The following is an 18,716-nucleotide window of genomic DNA, read 5'->3' as shown; positions in this document are numbered from 1 at the left end:
CTAGAACACCATGTCCTCCCCGGGCGGCACGTCAAAGTCGGCCCGGCTGATCATTGTGGTCGGCTCATCCTCGACTCCGGGCATGACCGACACCGGCGTCTCGAACAACGCGAAGTCATACGGCGGCAGACCATCGCTGGCCTGCACCACGACCGCCCGGTAGCCCAGCCCGCGGCGGTTGACGGCCACCTTGTCGACGGCGACCGCCGAACGTCCCGCCGTCACCGCGGCATGGGTGAACAGCGACGCGTCGAACGGTGCGGCGTGGCCCGGCCGGTGATCGGTGATCCCGGCGCTGAACTGCTGGGCGGGTACTTGACGACCGATGGTGGGCACCAGGACGTTACGGGTCAGGGTGTCGCTCACACTGCCCTGCGGTGCGCCGCCGTCATCGTTGAACATGTGCTCGACCCGGGCCCACAACGCGTCGGCGCCGGCGGGCTTCACCCGGCCGCTGATCACAGCCTGCGACCACTGGTCGAGACCGGAGGACGAGCCGACGCCAGGCTGCCTGAACAACGCCGCGGGTTCCTCACGCAGCCGCGCGGCGGCCTCGCCCACCATGTCCTCCCACGGTTTGGTCAACCAGCCCAACGCATAGAGCCGGCTCTGAATGCCGTGAATGGCGTTGTCGGCCTGCTCAGACGACGCGGTGGCCACCCCGACCTGGGTCGACCGGGGCAGCCCCGCGACGAGTTGGCCGGCCGGTGGGCGCGCCGGCGGTGGCGGACCGAACGGCGCGTGCAGCACGGTGCCCAGGGTTCGGCACCAGGCCAGCAGTTGGCCGTAGGCCGTCGACAATCGGCCCACGTCCTGCAGTGCAGTACGTAGATTCGCCTGCATCGCTTCCAGCTCGGCCGCTTGCGATTTGCGCATGTTCATCTCGGCGAACAGGTCTCGCTGCCCCAACAAGAACAACGCCAGCGACACCACGATGTACAAGCCGATCAGGGCTCCGCCGGTGGCGAAGGCGAACTTCCAGCGCACCCAGTCCATCGCCGCCACACCGACCAGGGTCAGCAGCACACCGAGCAGCGCCCAGGTGAACGTCTTGAGGATGGTGCTGATCGCCTGTTGCCGGGCCTTCAGCCGCTCGTCGACTGCACCACGGTTCGCCAGCGCCTGGATCTGGGACACCAGTTCGGCCACCTCGGCACGGCCCCGGTGCATGAAATCGGCCAGGATCGAGCTGACTTGCCAGGCATAGCTTTTCGTGACCGATGCCTGCCAGCGATCGAGCTGGGTGCCGGTGTTTCGGGCTTCCACCCCGGCCGCCGGGTCGGAGTAGGCACGCTGCAACCGGTCTCGCAGATTGGCCGCACCGAGCACGTCGGCGCCCTCCACCGAGCTGACTCCGATCACCGCGGCAAGCGATGTCGGGATGCCCTGGAACCGTTCAGACGCGCTCGGCACCACATCGGCGGCGTTGTAGACGACCCCGATGGCCGCGCCGACCTGGACGGGTTCGAGCCCGGCAGCGCGGCGGCCACCGTCGGCCAAAGTCAGTGCGCCGTTGACGAAGTCGGTCCACAACCCGCTCATGTCCTGCTGGACGAAATGTTCGCCCTGCCCGCCGCCGAGGGCGTTGCTCAGGGTTTCCGCGCTGCGCCCCAGGTCCTGCCAGTCGGATTGGGTGGTGTCGGCGACCACCGCGAACGCCGAGTCGGTTCGGCCGAAGACGGTGCTCTGCACGGTGGTGACCACCGCCGAGGTGACCGTCCCCATCACTGCCGACCACCACGCCGCGGGCGCGCTGCGCACTGCCGCACCCATGAACTTGAGGAACATCTTCATCGCGGCCCAGATCGAGATGGCCTGCTCCTGGCCCGCGGTCGCGGCGATCCTGGGCCCGCGCAACACATCACGGTGTTTCGTCCACAACGCGCGTGCCATCGACTGGGCAGCGGTGGGCACATCCTCGATGTAGATCACCGGCACCTGCCCGCCACGGGGCAATGGCAGGCGGCCGGTCGGATCGAACAGGTGAGCGCGCAACCCTTCCTCCACGCCGTCGGTGTCGAGCCACCGATAGAACGCCCGCACCGCACGCACGGTCTGCCCCGGCAGGATCTCCAATGTGTCGAAGGGGCCCTGGTCCACCCCCGCCCACAGGCCGGTGACCCCGGCCACCACCGGAGCCGCATGCTGAGCCACGTCCAGCGGATCGGTGAGCCGCCCCCAGGCCACTGCACCCAACCCGGGCGCCGCCGAATCTTCCGGCGCGATCAGCAGGTTGTGCCAGCCTTCGAGCACCAGCGCCAGATCGGGCGTCGTGGGGATCGCGTCACCACGCGTGAACAACAGCCGCAGCAGGTTGATCGGGGCGCCCATCGAACTGCTCCGAACGGTCTGTTCCACTGCCTGCTCGACCGCCAGCGGAACCCGATCGGCAGCCGGCACGTCGACGGGGACGAGCACCGCAATCCGGATCCGGTCATAGCGCTCACCGGTCAGCATCTGCTGCAACACCACCGGCTCGCACTGTCCGTCGCGAACCAGGGTTCCGTGGGTGGCGCTGCCGCCGACATCGGCGGCGTCGATCCACACGAACGACCCGATCAGCCCGACCGCGGAGTAATCCACCAGCACCGAGAGGATCTCCTCGGTCTGCGGTCGGGGCGCCAGCAGCACCGTCAATGCGCGGGACGGCGCCGCGGTCGGAGTTACCCCAGGCAACGCCATCGTCAGAACGTCCCCCCGTCGGGGATGACGACCGAGCCGCCATCATCGAAGAACGCGCCCGCACCGGCCGCCTGCCCCTGAGCCAACGCCTCACCCTCGCGCTGCAACAGCTTGATCAGCGTCTCGGTCGCCCAGAACACATCGGGTGCCAGGTCCCGGAAGATCGGCGTCTTCGCCGCCTTGGACCGGGTGGTGACGGTGGTGAACGCACCATCGGGAGTGGCCCCGGGTGTGTCGGCCGGCAGGTACTGGGCCGCGACGTCGCGGACGTTGCCCAACCACGTTTCGGCGGCGGCCTGCCGGTCCTCGGGGGTCTGCGCGGCCGCGATCGGCCCGACCCGGGAACTGATCCCCGGCCCCGACGTTCCGGTCTTGAGGAATTCCCGCACCAGTCCAGACGCCGACAGTTCGACGATGCCGCTGGCCGGGTCCTGGCTGTGCGAATCGTAGAGCGCCCGCAGTACCCCGTACGGCCGCAGCGACGTCATCACCGGCGGCTCATGGGAGGTGGCGATGGCCAACAGGCTCGACTCCATCACCGCGGGCAGCCAGTCGTAGGACGCGGTGAACGCCGACGGCGGAGTCAGCAGCGGATTCGGGAAGCTCAGCCACTGGTTGTCATTGCCGTCGTAGATACGCACCGGATCGGTGAACGGCGACGCCGGGATCTGGATGCGTCCGAGCAACTGACCGAGGAACCAGCCGGCGGTCATCGTGCGACGTTCCGCGTCGGTCATCGGCAGGGACGCTGCCAGCGGCCGGGAGCGACGGTACCGCCAGAACGCCCCCCGGCCCGGACCCGCGGTCTGGGCCCACTGCTGCGCGGCCGGCTTGAGCACCGAATCGAACACCAGCGGTGAGTAGTTCGGGTAGGAGCCGAAGATGTCGATGCGGGTGACGCTGTCCTCGTCCGACAGCGACCGGCCGTAGTTGTCCTTGGTGGCCTGGTCGATGCGCGGGTTGGAGCGCAGCACCTCGGCCAACGTGTCGGCCACCGGCTGACCGGCGAACGGGATCTCGGAGAACTTGTACCGGTACTCCACCTGTTGGCCGGGATGCACCCGCTGCAACGCCTGATCGTTGACGCTGGCCAGCGGCCGGGCGAGAGACAGTGCCTCGGCGAACTTGGTGTCGATATCGCGACGCCGATTGACCAGTTCCGATTCCGAGGCGCCGGCGCCCTGGACGTAGTCCCGCAACGAAACCTTGCAGAACTCCTCGAACGCTTCGCCGGGCCGTCCCACGTAGAGCCGGGCCCGCGCCAGCAGTTCAGCGGGCCGGGTGTGCACGTCGAACTGCGCCATCGACGGCACCCGCGGCCGTCCGTTCTCCGGATCGGTACCCAGTGCCCGGGTCACCCAGGTCGCGGTGCGTTGGACGAGCCCGCCCGGCGCTGCCGTCCCGCCGGTGGTCTGCCACAGGCCCAGGATCACCCGGGTGGTGGCATCGTCGACGGCGGTGCGCAGCGGAATCATCGCGTTCGAGCCGCCCACCGCCTTGGGCAGGTCAGCTTCGTAGCGCTGCTTGAACGCCGAGGAGCTGATCAGCAGCACCTCGTTGTTGGCTTCGGCGAATCGCGACGGCACCAGCTCGTCGGCGTCCGACGGCCACGCCACGTACTGGTTGGTGGACAGCCGGGCCAGGCCGACGTCCGACGGTGGCTGGGTCCGGGCCTTCTCCAACAGGATCATCGCCTCGCCCAACGCGTCGCGCAGCGGCGCCAGCAGTTCGGCGCCCATCACCCGCAGCACATCGGCCATCCTGGCGGCGGCGTCGGCGTAGAGCTGGCGGCGCACCGTGGACCGGAAGCCGTCCAGTGCGATGCCCAGCACCTGGTCGGCGTTGGTCATCACGCCGCGCAGCGACCGCAGGGCGGCGTCGACCTGCGGAGGTACGGCGACGATGTCGGGCGGGCCCATGGCGCCGAGTTGTGCGATGCCGGGTGCCAGGACGCTGTCGAGGTGCAGACGCAGCCGGTCGATCAACTCCCGGGCATAAGGCAGGCCCAGCGAGGCGGCCGCGGTGCCGACCATCTGCTCCACCTGGTCGGCGAACTCGCGATGCCAGGAGAACACCATCGCGTACGCGGTCTCGGAACAAGCCCGGGCCAGATCGGCACGCCTGTTGAGCACCGCCTGACGGAACACCGGCACCCACTGCTCGGCCGACATGCCCGCAGGGTTGGGCAGGTAGCCGCGCAATTGCCGCTCGATCAGCCCGTTGACGGTGGAGGTCACCGCGTCCGGCGGGAAGGCGCCGTTGGCGATCCAGTTGCCGAGGATCCCGACGCGCGCCTGCTCGTCGCCGGCCGCGGCGGGCATTCTCAACTCATTGCAGTGCGCCTGCCACTGGCTGCTCAGCAGCGTGTCCAGCTGTTCATTGCTGGAGGCCGGGTTGCCGGGCTGCAGGTGCCCGAACGACAGTTTGTCGGCGCAGCTGCGGGCCAACCGCTGCGCGGCGTACTCGGCGTAGCGGTCCCGCCCCATACTCAGGCTGGAGAAACCGTAGGTACCCCACGGCAGCACATCCCACGACGAGATACCCCAGCCGAGCACGTCTCGGTCGCCGGTCGGAGATGCGGTGTTGCCGAGGTCGTAGGACACGAACTGGTCGCTGGCCTTACCGCTCATCATCAGGCCGGCCAACCCGCGGGCCAGGCCGCGATACACCGCGTACTGGGAGCCGTCGCCGAACAGGGTGCGGTCGGCGCCGATGTAGCGGCCCACCGGGAAGACGCGGGCGAACGGCACCGGCTCACCGTCGCCGTGATGCTGGCCCAACGCCCGCAAGATCCGCACGTCATGTTCCCGGGCCGCACCGGTCTGGCTGGCCACGATCTCACCGAGCATGGCCAGCGCATTGGCCCGCACGCCGATCCGAGCGCTCTCCGGCAGCGACTCGAAGATGTCGGGGGTCACCATGAAGACGCCCATCAGCTTCGGGTCCAGCCCCGTGACCAGGGTCAGCAGCCGGCAGATGTCCAACGCCATCGACGCGCCCGCACCGCCGGCCATCGACGACACCACCAGCACCAGCGGCGGTTCGTTGGGGTCGAACCGGCCCATGCCCGGCACGCTGACCGTCGACATCTCCGAGATGGTCTCCACCCGGAACAGAGCATCCCAGGCCGCCTGCAACCGGGCGTGAATCTCGCTGGCCTTGCTCAGCGTGATCATCCGGCCGATGGCGCGGTACTGCCCGGCGCCCGCCGAGATCGGGTTGGTCACCTCTTGCGGGTTACGCGGCGCCCAGGTGGCGATGGCGTCCAGCGCACCGTCCGCGGCCAGCCGCTGCGACAGCGCGCCGTCGAGGATCGCGTAACTGCTGCCCTGCGGGCCACAGCCGATGTAGCTGCCGCCCTGTGCGGGCACGTTGGCGAGACCCTCGGGCCCTGACTCGGCGGCGCTCGGCACGTCGATGTGCACGAACTGCCAACCGGACAGGACCTTGTCGACGCCGGCGGCGTGCAGTTCGGAACGCAGCTGGTCCATCATGAACGCCAACGTGGCGCCACCCGAACCACCGCATCCGACTACCAGGAAACGTCGCATCAGGCTCCTCCACCAAAGGGATCGAACGGATCAGAGTCATACCGCTGCGGCTGGACCGGCCCGGGCTGCCCGGGGCCGGGCTGCCCCGGTCCGGGTCCCGGTCGCATCGGCGGGGGCGCCATCGGCGGGGATGTCATCGGCTGCGCACCGTCGGCGAAGGGGTCGTAGCCCACCGGCGCACCCACAGCTGTCTCACGGAACGGGGATGCGCCAGGCCCGGCGTCGTCGTGCGGGGAGGCCAGCCCGGCCTGGACGGCGCGCAGCCGCAGACCGTTGAGGACCTCGGGCAGCCGTCGCGCCACCTCTTCGTAGAGCTGTTCCCGCGCCGCGATGTCGGTGTTGCCACTGACCAGCAACAACACCTCGGCGTCGGTCGACGGCCCACGCGGATCATGCAGCACCACCCAGGTGTTGTGCACTGCCAGCGGCAGCACCGCATGCAGGCCGGTGTCGTCGGTGGCGGGCAGTTCGGAGCCAGTGCTGACCAGGTGCCCGGCGTCGACACCGACATGGCCGGCGCCGAACGGGCTGCGGCCCATCACCACGGTCAGCGTGGTCCCCAGCACCGACAGCCGGCGCGCACCGCCGGCCAGCCCGGGCACCGGATTGACCAGATCGGTGTCGACCATCGCGAACGGCTCACCGTCACGCAGCGCGATGTCCGAGCGCACCTCGGCCCGGATCCGTTCGGCCAACAGCGGGATGTCGGGGATCTTGCTCACCCACCACTTCGACAGGTACAGCAAGCCCAGCGGGATGCCCGGACCGAGCAGCAGCGCGGCGATGAGCACCAGCACGAAGTTGACGGTGCTCAACGGCTTGATCAACGACGCCGTGAACGGCACCTGGACCGTCTGCGAATCATCGGGATTGTCCAGTGCGGCAACGTGGAGCGGCACCGTGCCGCTGAGACCACCGTGGCCGTCCTGCTCGGTGCGCAGGGTGACCTCCAGCTTCCCGGTCTGGCCGTCCTGCACCTTGAGGCAGTTCCCCGGCGAGTTGGCCGCTGAGCTCAACTTCGGTGTGCCGATGCCTTCGGGGCCGGCCTCCACCGTGACGGCGTCGGAGTCGGCGATCCACACGCAGCCCGGGCCGGTGATGTTCAGCGACGTCGTCGCTCCCTCTTTGGCCTGGACGCTGCCGAAGTCGATCCGCTCGCCCGGCGACGGCAGGCCGAGCTTCGGCAGGATCTGCAGGTTGACGTCGACGTTCTGCGGCGACAATTGGGTACCGGGCGCGACCTGCACACCCACCAGGTCCACTGCTGGTGCGGTGGTGACGACCAATGACATCTTCAACGTGGCCGGGCCGGGTTCGACTTGGCTCAGATCGACCTTCACCGGTTTGCCGATGTCCTCCTTCGGGACATTGGCGAGCAGTTCGATGGGTGCCGCCCCGGCAGGCACCAGTTGCGCTGACAGCGTGGCCGAACCGACCAGGTCGGTGGGCGTCACCGGCTTGTTCTGCCCGTCGACGAGGCCGAAGGTCAGCCCGTCCAGGGTCTGGCCGCTGTGCCACGTGACGTCAGGCCCTTGCTTACCGTCACTGCCGATCAGGGCCGGGAAGATGTCGGTGGAGATGTGGATGCTGACCTTCGACACCGCCTCGGGGTGCTGACCGGCAGTGTCCACGTAGACGATGCCCCACTGGCCGATCCATTCGCCGCCGCCGGTGTTCTGCATGACGATGTTCTGCCCGGTCTCGGACAACCACTCGTAAGTCACTTTGACGCCCGCGACATCGACATCGACGGATCCGTCTTTGCGCGGCAACTCCACCGTCTGCCCCGACGGCGACACCAGATAGGGCACCACGCCGGGCACGTCGCCGGAGCCGAGGATGGTCACCGACTTGATCGAGCGGTCCAGCACGAAGTTGTGCTTGGCCTCCGGACACACCTGCAGCTGGCACACCGCACCCTGGCTCTCGATACCCGGGTCCGGGTTGAGCGCGTCGAACGCGAACAGCATGTCGTCGATGTCGGCCACCGAATAGAAGTCACCCGGCACCGGATCGGTCTTGTCCCCACACGTCTTCCCGGCGAGACCCTTCCCTGTGCTGATCGCGCTCATCACGTCGAAGTCCGCCGGGGCGGTCGTGGCGCCCAGGCCGATGCCGAGCATCACGATCCCCGACGACCGGACCTGGTCGGCCACCCCACCGGAGCGGCAGATCGACTCGACCGCGCGCTGCCGCGCCTGCTCCACCCCCTCCGGGGAACTCAGGTCGACGCCCTCGGCGTACGGCTTGGCCACCTCGCGTGCGGTGAAGTCGATCTTGCCGTCGGAGAACCACGCGATCGCCTGGCAGCGCTGACCGCCCTCGGCGTTCTTCGCGCGGGCCGCCAACGCCTGGCGGGCCCCGTCCAGGGCCACCCAGTAATCGGTGTCGATGCCGGTGTTCTTGGACTCCAGGCTTCCCAGGAGCTGCGCCGTCGCGTCGGCGTTGGCGTCAGTGAGGCGAGTCCAGTCGTGCTCAGCGATATAAGTGTCGGAGAACCCGGCCGACGCGACTTCCAGATCTGCATCCACGCGTCCGGCGTAGCGGCCGAGGGTCTGCAGCAAGTAGCGGGCGGCCTGCACCCGCGCACCTTGCGGATCGCTTTGCTGCAAGCTGCTCGACTCGTCGAACAACAACAGCAGGTCGCCGGTCTTCTGTGCGGCCAGACACGCACCGAAGCGCTGCGCCCCGCCGGCGGATTCCTGTGCCGACGCGGTCGGGAGGGTCAAACCCACCAGCACGGTCGCCAGCCCGGTCAACACGACCAGCACCATCATGGCGACGACGCGCACAAATCCCCTACGCAATCCCCTCGTCATCGCTCTAGAGCCTGCCCGCCCACAGTGCGATCTGCCAGGCCCCGACGGCGATGCCCACCAGGCACACCGCAAGCACCGCCCAGTACAGCGTGGACGTCCAACTCGGCGCCGAGTAGATCGCATCGGTGCGACGCCGGGTGTCCACCCGCGTGTACACCGCCAGCGCGCCGATGGCGATCGGCCCGGCCAACAGCCAGCCCGCCACCGCCATGGCCGGCATCGGCCCCAGGACCGCGCCGATCACCGCGACGATCACTCCGGCCAGCGCCAATGCGAGCGCCACCGCAAACCACACCAACGGAGGTCCGGTGGTCCGCAGTGCCGCCGCGCCGGGCCCCACCGTGATGGGCTGACCGAACGCATCCTGCGCCCCCATGGGATGGCCGGCCGGCTGCCCCCCGAAGACCTCGTGGGGCGCGCGCTGGGGCTGGGCCGGGGGTTGCCCGGCCCACGGATCGAATCCCGACGAGGGCCCACCCGGACCTGGTGCCGGATGCCCACCCCGGCCGGCGCCAGGGCCGGTTGGGCCGGGCCGCGCGGGGGGACCGAAGTCGCTGAAATCGAATGGACTCGGGGTGCTCAAACGCCACCAATCCTTCCGTCTTCAGTTCTCGGTCGGGCGAAGTCGATGCGGAGTCGTGTGGCCACCGCTGACAGCGAACCCAGACCCCCGAACCGCACCACGTGATGCTATCGAAGCAGGCGGTGCGGCGACCCGATGCTTCGCCGAAGCGATCGCCCGTCGTGTTCGGCCGAATGGGTTGTTGCCGAATGGATCAGCCGGGCCGCCCCCGTGCCCGCCGCATGTCATCTGCTTTTCCCCACCCATAGCTCGTTGACCCCGTCGAAAAGCGGCCGCCCGCCGACAGCCATCCGAAGATTCGATGGTAATCGGGACGGGTGTCGCCGTGCGCGGCAGCGTTCGCTGTAGCGCGCCACCGGACTCTGCCAGATACTTCGCATTCATATGCGGCCGATTGAGCCTAACCGCATCTGCGGGGTCGGCCACGCGCCAATCCGGTGCTCCCGCGACCGCCCACCGGTTCAACAGATTTGCCGGATGGGCCGCCGTGATCAGGCCCCGGCCGAACCCACGCCTTCGACGACCGACCGGAAATCGGCATACGTCGCCTCGACCCGTCCCACGATGTCGTCGACGCTCACCGAAGCCCAATCTGCCTGAGAACCCAGCTCACCGATGGCAGTCATGATGATCGAACCCCACACGACGGCCGTCAGCTTGAGCCGACGATCGTCGCCGGGCACGCCCATCCGCCGCGCCAGCGCCACGTTGACCGCATCCGCCCGGAACTGCGACGCCGTATGCATCAACGCCGGCGACGAGGTGACGATGCGCGCCGAGGCCAACAGCCGGTCGGCCGTGAGTTGGGTCGGCGGCGCGGTCTTGGTCTTGACGAACGCCTGCACGTGAGCGCGGTACAACGCCTCGAGGTGGCCGATTTCGGCCGGTTGCGTCGCCAACTCGATCGCCACGCTCTCGATCACCTCATCGACGAACGCCAGAACGACCGCGTCCTTGGTCGCGAAGTAGCGGCTGAAGGTGCGCGGGGAGACATCCGCGACCGCCGCGATCTGCTCGACGGTGGTCTGCTCGAACCCCTGGCGGTCGCACAGCTCGATCGCGGCCTCGATCAACGTCGCCCGGGTACGTTGCTTCTTGCGTTCACGCAAACCGGCCTCGGCCTGCCGCATCACGTCACCCACGAGATCGGATGTTATCGCCCGTGCACCGCACTTTCGGACCGATTCGGCAACTATGTGGCGTCGGTTGCCATTCGCCGGTGGTCATACTTTGTCAGGCTCGGACTGTTCCTGCTGGCCGCTGATGCTCGCTCCGTTCGAACTCACCCGGTAGCGAACGAATGCCGGCACCGCGAGCGCGGCGATCACCACGCCGACGACCACCAGCGCGCCGCCGCCCGCGGCGGCGACCGTCGTGCCCACGGCCGCCGCTGCCGCGCCGTGCAACGTGTCGGCCAGTCGCGGGCCACCGGCCACCACGACCGTGAACACGCCCTGCAACCGTCCGCGCAGCTCGTCGGAGGCCGCCTGCTGCAGGATCGTCGACCGGAAAGCGGCCGACACCATGTCCGCGGCACCGCCAACAGCCAAGAACGCCAGGGCAATCCACAACACCAGGCCGGTGGCGCCGCCGGCTGCCCCACCTGCGATCCCGAAACCGACCATCGCCACGCCCCACACCACGATGGCCAGCACGACGGCCAGCCCCTGCCTACGGATCCGCGGCAGCCAGCCCGAGAACACCCCGCCGGCCACCGCCCCCACCGACATCGCCGCCGCCAGCAACGCCATGGCCGTCCCACCCCCGACCGGGCCGCCGAAACTCTCGTGCGCCATCTGGGGGAACAAGGCGCGCGGCATGCCGAAGATCATCGCCACCAGATCGACGACGAACGACATCAACACCACCCGGTTGCCGGCCAGGTAGCGGAAGCCGTCCAGCACCGCCGTCAGGCCCCAGCGCGAGGCTCCCTCCTCGGTGCTCGCCGGCGGCATCGGAGCAAGCCGGAAGGTCGCCCAGATCGGCGCCAGACAGGTCACGGCGTCGATCAGGTACAACGTCGACAGGTCCACCCAGGTGAGCAGGAATCCGGCCATCAGCGGGCCGACGATCGCGCCGAACTGCATGACCGTCATGTTCAGCGAGTTCGCCGCGGGCAACTGCTCGCCCGGCAGCATCCGCGGTATGGCAGCCGACCGCGTCGGGCTGTTGATCGCGTAGAACGCTTGCTGCACACCGAGCAGGCACAAGACCACCCACACGTTGTTCAGTGCCAGCGCGGCCTGCAGCCACAGCAGCACGGAGGCTCCGGCCAATCCGATCGAGGCGATGATCAGCAGCAGCCTGCGGTCCATCGCGTCGGCCCACGCGCCACCCCACAGGCCGAAAACCACCAGCGGAACAAGCGCGAACAGACCGGACAATCCGACGTAGGCCGAGTTCTCGGTGAGCACGTACAGCTGCACCGGCACCGCGAAGATGGTCAGGTTGGCGCCGATGACCGTGGGGATTCCGGCCACCCACAACCGCCGGAAATCCGGGGTGCGCAGCGGTGTGGTGTCGGCGAAAAACCTGCCCACTAGGGCTGGAGACGTTCGGCGCGGGCGCCGGTCACGCGAATTCGGTTGTGTACCCGGTCCTCCCGGCCCTGCCAGAACTCCACGCTCTCCGGCGTGATCAGATACCCACCCCAGTTCGGCGGCACCGGAATCGCTTCGAGATCGGCGAATCGCGCGGTCACCTCGGCGAGCCGGTCCAGCAGGGCCGGGCGCGACGCGATCGGGCTCGACTGCTGCGACGCCCAGGCCCCCAGCTGAGAACCCCTGGGGCGCTTGGACCAGTACTCCTCGGTGGCCTCGCGGCTGACCTTGGTCACCGGACCGCGCACATGGACCTGGCGGCCCAGCCGGTACCAGGGGAAGGTCGCCGACGCGTACGGGTGCGCGGCCAGCTGCACCCCCTTGGCGGAGTCATAGTTGGTGTAGAACGTGATGCCCGGCTCGTCCATGCTCTTGCACAACACCGTCCGGGTGACGGGCCTTCCCTCGTCGTCGGTGGTGGCGACCACCATGGCGTTGGGCTCGGCCACCCCGGCGCGGTACGCATCGGCCAGCCAGGTGCGCAACAACGTCAACCAACCGGTGGCCGGATCCTCGCCGAGCCAGTCGACGTCCAGGTCGCCGCGGCCGTCCTTCTCCACGTAATCCGCGCGCATGGCGGCCAGGTCATGCTGGTTTTCGGAGGGATGCTCGGAGGGTCTTGCCACCGCGGTAACGCTACGCCTGAGCGTGGTGCAAGAATCTGCCCATGCCAGCTGTACCGGAAGACTTCGTTGCCGGCCTCGAAGGCGTCGTTGCCTTCACCACCGAAATCGCCGAACCGGACAAGGACGGCGGCGCGCTGCGCTACCGGGGCGTGGACATCGAGGAACTGGTCAGCCGCCGGGTCACCTTCGGCGATGTGTGGGGACTGCTGGTCGACGGCGGTTTCGGCACGGGCCTGCCCCCGGCCGAGCCGTTCCCACTGCCCATTCACAGCGGCGATGTCCGCGTCGACGTCCAGGCCGGGCTGGCGATGCTGGCACCGATCTGGGGCTACGCACCGCTGCTGGACATCGAGGACACCACCGCGCGGGACCAGTTGGCGCGGGCCTCCGTGATGGCGCTGTCCTACGTGGCCCAGTCCGCCCGCGGCATCTACCAACCTGCGGTACCGCAACGCCGGATCGACGAATGCGACACGGTCACAGCACGTTTCATGACCCGCTGGCAGGGCGACCCGGATCCCAAGCACGTCGAGGCCATCGACGCATACTGGGTCACCGCCGCCGAGCACGGGATGAATGCCTCGACCTTCACCGCCCGGGTGATCGCCTCCACCGGTGCCGATGTCGCGGCCTCCCTGTCTGGCGCGGTGGGCGCGATGAGCGGACCGCTGCACGGCGGCGCCCCGGCCCGGGTGCTGCCGATGATCGAAGAGGTCGAGAAGTCCGGCGACGCCCGCGCAGTGGTGAAATCCATCTTGGATCGCGGCGACAAGCTGATGGGCTTCGGGCACCGCGTGTACCGGGCCGAGGATCCGCGGGCCCGGGTGTTGCGGGCCACCGCGAAACGTCTTGGGGCGCCCCGCTACGAGGTGGCCGCGGCCCTGGAGCAGGCCGCGCTGGCCGAGCTTCGGGAGCGCCGCCCGGACCGGGCCATCGAGACCAACGTCGAGTTCTGGGCGGCGGTGATGCTGGACTTCGCCCAGGTCCCTGCCTCGATGATGCCCGCGATGTTCACCTGCGGCCGCACCGCGGGCTGGTGCGCGCACATCATGGAACAGAAACGGCTGGGCAAGTTGGTGCGCCCGGCCGCCATTTACGTCGGCCCCGAACCGCGCAGTGTCGAGTCGGTCGCCGGATGGGACAAGATCGCCACGTCATGATTGACGCTCGCGACGAATTCGCTTCGGCAGCACATGCTTTCGCCCGTTTGGTGCGGACGCTGCCGGCGGATTCGTTCGACGGACCCGGCCTGGGCGAGTGGGATCTGCGGGCACTGGTGGGCCACGCGTCGCGCTCGCTGATCACCGTCAGCACCTATCTGCAGGACCCGGCGCCGACGGCCGATCTGGCCGGTCCGGTCGAGTACTACGCCGCCATGCGGGGGTTCATGTCCGACGCCGGCGCCGAGGCCATCGTCGAACGCGGCAGGCAGGCCGGGCGGGACCTGGGCTCCGATCCGGCCGCCGCGGTGGATGCGCTGGTCAGCCGGGCCCTGGCCGATGTGGACGAGGCAGGCGATCCGTTGATCACCGTGATCGGCGGGTTCGGGATCCGGTTGAGCGACTACCTGCCGACCCGGATCTTCGAGCTCGCCGTACACAGCCTGGACATCGCCCGAGCCACCGGCTGTTCGGCGGATCTGCCGGCCGAGGTGCTGGAGGCGGCCAACGTCCTGGCCGCGCGGAGCGCGGTGGAGCTGGGCAAGGGCGAGGCCCTGCTGATGGCCCTGACCGGACGGGCCGAGCTGCCGCGGGGATTCTCCGTCACCTGACTTCGCGCGCCGAGATCACGGTTTCTGACGAGATCAGGGCCATTTCCGTCACAAAGCGTAGTTTCGCGGCCGGGCTCTTGTCAGAGGGCGGTGGTTGCATGGGTGGTGTCCGCCGATGAGATCCGCCCGCCGGCCGGGTCTGCATTGCATCCGCTCACCAACCCCAGGAGAAGATCATGGCGATCGAAGTAACACCCGCAGTCCTGCCGCACCTGGTTGTCGACGACGCCGCCGCGGCAATTGACTTCTACGTCAAGGCATTCGGTGCCACCGAGCTGGGCCGCGTGCCCGGGCCCGACGGCCGCAGACTCATTCACGCCGCGCTCGGCATCAACGGGTCCACGGTCATGCTCAATGACGACTTTCCCGAGTACAACGACGGCAAGTCGACAACTCCCAAGGCCCTTGGCGGCACCCCGGTGACCATCCACCTCACCGTCACCGATGTCGAGGCCAGTTTCGCCAAGGCGGTCGACGCCGGCGCAGAGGTCGTGATGCCGCTGGAAGACCAGTTCTGGGGCGACCGCTACGGCATGGTGCGCGATCCGTTCGGTCACCAGTGGTCGCTCGGGCAGCCGGTGCGCGAGGTCAGCCCGGAGGAGATCGCGCAGGCCATGCAGTCCGGGCAGTAGCCCGCTCCCCCGCCGTCACCCAGAGTCCATACTGATCTCCTGCCACGAAGGAGATCGATGAACACCCAGCCCACCGACACCACGCCGGCCACCCGCGCGATGCGCTGGCGGGTCGTGGACATCGTGGTCGCCAGCGTCCTCGCTACGGCGGCCGGGCTGGTGTTCGTCGTGTGGAACATTGCGTCCAACCCGATCAGCGCACCGTTGACGGCGGTGCTTCCCGGGCTGCAGGCGTTGCTCGCCGGCGGATGGTTGTTCGCGGGCGTGCTCACCGCCCTGGTGATCCGCAAGCCGGGTGCGGCCCTGTACGGCGAGCTCGTCGCGGCCACGGTGTCGGCGCTGGTCGGCAACCAGTGGGGCGTGCTCACGCTCGAATCCGGACTGGTGCAGGGCCTCGGCGCAGAACTGGTCTTCGCGGTGTTCCTCTACCGTCGCTGGGGATTGCCGGTCGCCTTGATCGCCGGCGGCGTCGCCGGACTGGCCCTGGCGATCAACGACCTCATCCTCTGGTATCCCGGTTCGGCCAACGCGTTCGCCGCGATCTACACGGTTTCGGCGATCGTCTCCGGCGCGCTGGTCGCCGGGCTCCTGTCTTGGTTCGCGGTCAGAGGTCTGGCGAAAACCGGGGCGCTGAGCCGGTTCGCCTCAGGGCGGATCGGCCCCGACGCTCGATGAGCTCACCGCACGGCGCCGGTGCCACCGTCACCGCGCACACCTGGGGTTGGTGTCATGCCGGTCGCGCCGCCTGGGCCGTGCGGGACCTCGATCTGCGGATCGAACCCGGCGAGCGGGTCATGCTGCTGGGGCCATCCGGAGCCGGGAAATCGACTCTGCTGCACGGCATTGCGGGATTGCTCGGTGGCGCCGAAGAGGGCAGCGAGGCCGGCGTTATCCAGGTCGACGGCGCCGTGCCGGGCGAACAACGCCACCGGATCGGCATGGTGCTGCAGGATCCCGACGCCCAGGTGATCCTGTCCCGAGTCGGTGATGACGTCGCCTTCGGCATGGAGAACCTCGGCGTGCCGCGCGAACAGATCTGGCCCCGGGTCCGCTCGGCCCTCGACGCCGTCGGACTGAATCTGAGTCTGTCCCAGGCCACCTCGGAGCTGTCCGGCGGGCAGAAGCAGCGTCTCGCGCTGGCCGGGGTGATCGCCATGGATCCCGGGCTCATCCTGCTCGACGAACCGACGGCCAACCTCGACCCCGCCGGTGTCCTCGAAGTGCGGGACGCGGTTGCCGCTTCGGCCGCCCGGACCGGCGCGACCCTCATCGTCATCGAGCACCGCACCGAGGTGTGGATGCCCGTCATCGACCGCGTCGTCGTACTGGGCGCCGACGGTCAGGTGATCTCCGACGGATCACCTGATGCGACCATCCGGCGCAACCACGACTACCTGGTCCGATCGGGTGTCTGGGTACCCGACACCCCGCTGCCCGACCTCACCCGCCACCGGTCGCGAACACGCGAAACATTGCTGCATGCTGCCGATCTCGCGCTGGCCCACCCGGGTGATCCCCCCATGCACGTCGGGTTGAATTTCGAGATCGACGCCGGCCAGACCACGGTGATCACGGGCCCGAACGGAGCCGGCAAGTCGACGCTGGCGCTCACCCTCGGCGGCCTGTTACCCGTGCCTGCCGGACGTCTCGAGGCGCGCCCCGGCTTCTCGCCGTCCCCGTCGCGCCGCAATCCGGTCAAATGGCGGTCCAAAGAACTGCTCACCCGCATCGGCAGCGTGTTCCAGGATCCCGAGCATCAGTTCCTCACCGCCACGGTTCGCGACGAACTCTCGTTGGGCCCCAAGGCGATCAAGCTTCCCACTGCCGAAATCACCACCCGCACCGACGAACTCCTCGAACGCCTGCACCTGGCACATCTCGCCGCGGTGAACCCCTACACCCTCTCCGGTGGAGAGAAGCGCCGACTGTCGGTGGCCACGATGCTGGCGACCGCGCCCAGGGTGATCATCCTCGACGAGCCGACCTTCGGGCAGGACCGGCGCACGTGGGAGGAACTGACGAGGTTGCTGGCCGAGATCGCCGATGGCGGTACGGCCGTCGTCGCAGCCACCCACGACCTCGACTTCGCCGGCCTGCTCGCCGACGCAAGGATCGTGTTGCCCGACTGGGAACCCACCGCGGAGACGCGCCCATGACCGCGCGCACGATCAACCCGGTCGCGAGGCTGCTCACCGCCCTGATCATCGCCGGTGCCCTGGTGCTGTCGGTCGACTGGGTGTCGGCGCTGACCGCGCTGGTCGGTGAGATCGTGCTGTTCGCCCTGATCGGTGTGAAACTGCGTGCGGCGCTGACCCGGGGCGCAGTGGTCATCCTGGCGGCCACGCTCACCGCGATCACCATCCTGCTCTACGGGCAGGCGAGCGGAACGGTGTACTGGCACTTCGTCCTGGTCACGATCAGTGACGGATCCATCGCCCTGGCGGCGGCCACATTCCTGCGGGTCCTGGCGATTGCGCTGCCGTCGGTCATTCTGTTCATCGGCGTCGAATCGACCGAATTGGCAGATGGTTTGGGGCAGGTGCTGCGACTGCCGGCCCGGTTCGTGATCGGCGCGCTGGCCGGCCTGCGTCTGGTCGGGCTGCTCGGACAGGACTGGCAGTACCTCGGCTACGCCCGGCGCGCCCGCGGGGTGGCCGACCACGCCAGGATGCGCCGCATCGCCGGGCAGACGTTCGCCCTGCTGGTATTCGCGGTGCGGCGCGGGTCGAAGCTTGCCACCGCGATGGAGGCCCGCGGGTTCGGCGCCTACCCCACCCGCACCTGGGCCCGGCCGTCGCCGTTCGGCCCACGCGAATTCGCCTTGATCGCAGCCGGGTTCGTGATCGCAGCAGCCGCCATCTCCGTGTCGGTGGCCTCCGGAACCTGGAACTTCATTGGCACTCGATGACATCCTGGGCCGCCTCGGCCCCACGGCGACGACCGTACTGATCGACGGCCGTTCCGGGTCGGGCAAGTCGACGCTGGCGGTTCAGCTGCACGACACCTGGACCGACAGCGCGGTGGTACGTCTCGACGACATCTACCCCGGGTGGGACGGATTATCCTGGGCCGCAGAACATGTGCGGCGGTCACTGCTCGAGCCGCGGGCGGCCGGACATACCGGACGCTGGCGACAATGGGACTGGACAACGGCTGCGCCCAGCGGCTGGCACACGGTCGAACCCGGACAACGGCTCATCGTCGAGGGCATCGGCGCGCTCACCCCGGCCACCCGGGCGCTGGCCGATCTGGGCATCTGGGTCGACGCCGACGACACCGAGCGCAGGCGTCGCGCACTGGAACGCGACGGCGAGACCTACCGGCCGCACTGGGACCGGTGGGCCGCTCAAGAGAACGCGTTCATCGCACGATTTGAGCCCAGGGCGAGCGCCGATCTGATCGCGGTGCTGACCGCACGCGGATTCGAGTTCACCGCTCCCGGTTAGGGTCGA

Annotated in this window: 14 protein-coding genes; 7 read left to right on the top strand and 7 right to left on the bottom strand. The window is 68.9% G+C overall.

Features of this window, described 5'->3' with window-relative positions; genetic code table 11:
• The 7 genes from ACZYZF_RS23890 to pdxH all read right to left on the bottom strand — a co-directional run bounded on the left by ACZYZF_RS23890 (window position 1) and on the right by pdxH (window position 12,810).
• Complete coding sequence (locus tag ACZYZF_RS23890) at window positions 1-2,682, bottom strand: hypothetical protein (RefSeq protein ID WP_463836995.1); 2,682 nt, start codon at window positions 2,680-2,682, stop codon at window positions 1-3.
• A gap of 2 nt (window positions 2,683-2,684) precedes the next feature.
• Window positions 2,685-6,233, bottom strand: a complete 3,549-nt coding sequence (locus ACZYZF_RS23885; RefSeq protein WP_463836994.1) for a tubulin-like doman-containing protein — start codon at window positions 6,231-6,233, stop codon at window positions 2,685-2,687.
• On the bottom strand, window positions 6,233-9,052 hold the full coding sequence (locus tag ACZYZF_RS23880; protein WP_463836992.1) for a VWA domain-containing protein: 2,820 nt from the start codon (window positions 9,050-9,052) through the stop codon (window positions 6,233-6,235). The genes ACZYZF_RS23885 and ACZYZF_RS23880 overlap by 1 nt, the downstream gene beginning before the upstream one ends.
• A 4-nt stretch (window positions 9,053-9,056) precedes the next feature.
• On the bottom strand, window positions 9,057-9,635 hold the full coding sequence (locus ACZYZF_RS23875; protein ID WP_463836990.1) for a hypothetical protein: 579 nt from the start codon (window positions 9,633-9,635) through the stop codon (window positions 9,057-9,059).
• Between the two features lie 491 nt (window positions 9,636-10,126).
• Window positions 10,127-10,777 (bottom strand): TetR family transcriptional regulator, encoded by a 651-nt coding sequence (locus ACZYZF_RS23870; RefSeq protein WP_463836989.1) that lies wholly within the window; start codon window positions 10,775-10,777, stop codon window positions 10,127-10,129.
• Window positions 10,778-10,858: 81 nt separating this feature from the next.
• Window positions 10,859-12,175, bottom strand: coding sequence for an MFS transporter (locus ACZYZF_RS23865; RefSeq protein WP_463836987.1), 1,317 nt, complete (start codon window positions 12,173-12,175; stop codon window positions 10,859-10,861).
• Entirely contained in the window at window positions 12,175-12,810 is a 636-nt protein-coding gene (gene pdxH / locus ACZYZF_RS23860) for a pyridoxamine 5'-phosphate oxidase (protein WP_463747241.1), read from the bottom strand. The genes ACZYZF_RS23865 and pdxH overlap by 1 nt, the downstream gene beginning before the upstream one ends.
• Window positions 12,811-12,902: 92 nt before the next feature.
• Here pdxH and ACZYZF_RS23855 point away from each other — a divergent pair, with 92 nt between their 5' ends.
• From ACZYZF_RS23855 to ACZYZF_RS23825, 7 genes are all read left to right on the top strand, one after another.
• Window positions 12,903-14,021 (top strand): citrate synthase 2, encoded by a 1,119-nt coding sequence (locus ACZYZF_RS23855; protein WP_463836986.1) that lies wholly within the window; start codon window positions 12,903-12,905, stop codon window positions 14,019-14,021.
• Window positions 14,018-14,632, top strand: coding sequence for a maleylpyruvate isomerase N-terminal domain-containing protein (locus ACZYZF_RS23850; protein WP_463747137.1), 615 nt, complete (start codon window positions 14,018-14,020; stop codon window positions 14,630-14,632). Before ACZYZF_RS23855 ends, ACZYZF_RS23850 begins: the two co-directional genes overlap by 4 nt.
• A gap of 176 nt (window positions 14,633-14,808) precedes the next feature.
• On the top strand, window positions 14,809-15,264 hold the full coding sequence (locus tag ACZYZF_RS23845) for a VOC family protein (RefSeq protein WP_463747136.1): 456 nt from the start codon (window positions 14,809-14,811) through the stop codon (window positions 15,262-15,264).
• Between the two features lie 57 nt (window positions 15,265-15,321).
• Window positions 15,322-15,939 carry an ECF transporter S component gene (locus ACZYZF_RS23840; protein WP_463747135.1) on the top strand — a complete coding sequence of 206 codons (618 nt, stop codon included), beginning with the start codon at window positions 15,322-15,324 and terminating at the stop codon, window positions 15,937-15,939.
• Window positions 15,936-17,420 carry an ABC transporter ATP-binding protein gene (locus ACZYZF_RS23835; RefSeq protein WP_463836985.1) on the top strand — a complete coding sequence of 495 codons (1,485 nt, stop codon included), beginning with the start codon at window positions 15,936-15,938 and terminating at the stop codon, window positions 17,418-17,420. Before ACZYZF_RS23840 ends, ACZYZF_RS23835 begins: the two co-directional genes overlap by 4 nt.
• Window positions 17,417-18,172, top strand: coding sequence for an energy-coupling factor transporter transmembrane component T family protein (locus ACZYZF_RS23830; RefSeq protein ID WP_463747133.1), 756 nt, complete (start codon window positions 17,417-17,419; stop codon window positions 18,170-18,172). Before ACZYZF_RS23835 ends, ACZYZF_RS23830 begins: the two co-directional genes overlap by 4 nt.
• Window positions 18,159-18,710 (top strand): AAA family ATPase, encoded by a 552-nt coding sequence (locus ACZYZF_RS23825; RefSeq protein ID WP_463836983.1) that lies wholly within the window; start codon window positions 18,159-18,161, stop codon window positions 18,708-18,710. The genes ACZYZF_RS23830 and ACZYZF_RS23825 overlap by 14 nt, the downstream gene beginning before the upstream one ends.
• Window positions 18,711-18,716 lie beyond the last annotated feature (6 nt).

The organism is Mycobacterium sp. IDUB_24 (genome assembly GCF_055419385.1).
Note: the sequence above shows the minus strand (reverse complement) of the source record. Positions and strands in the feature narration are given on the sequence as shown.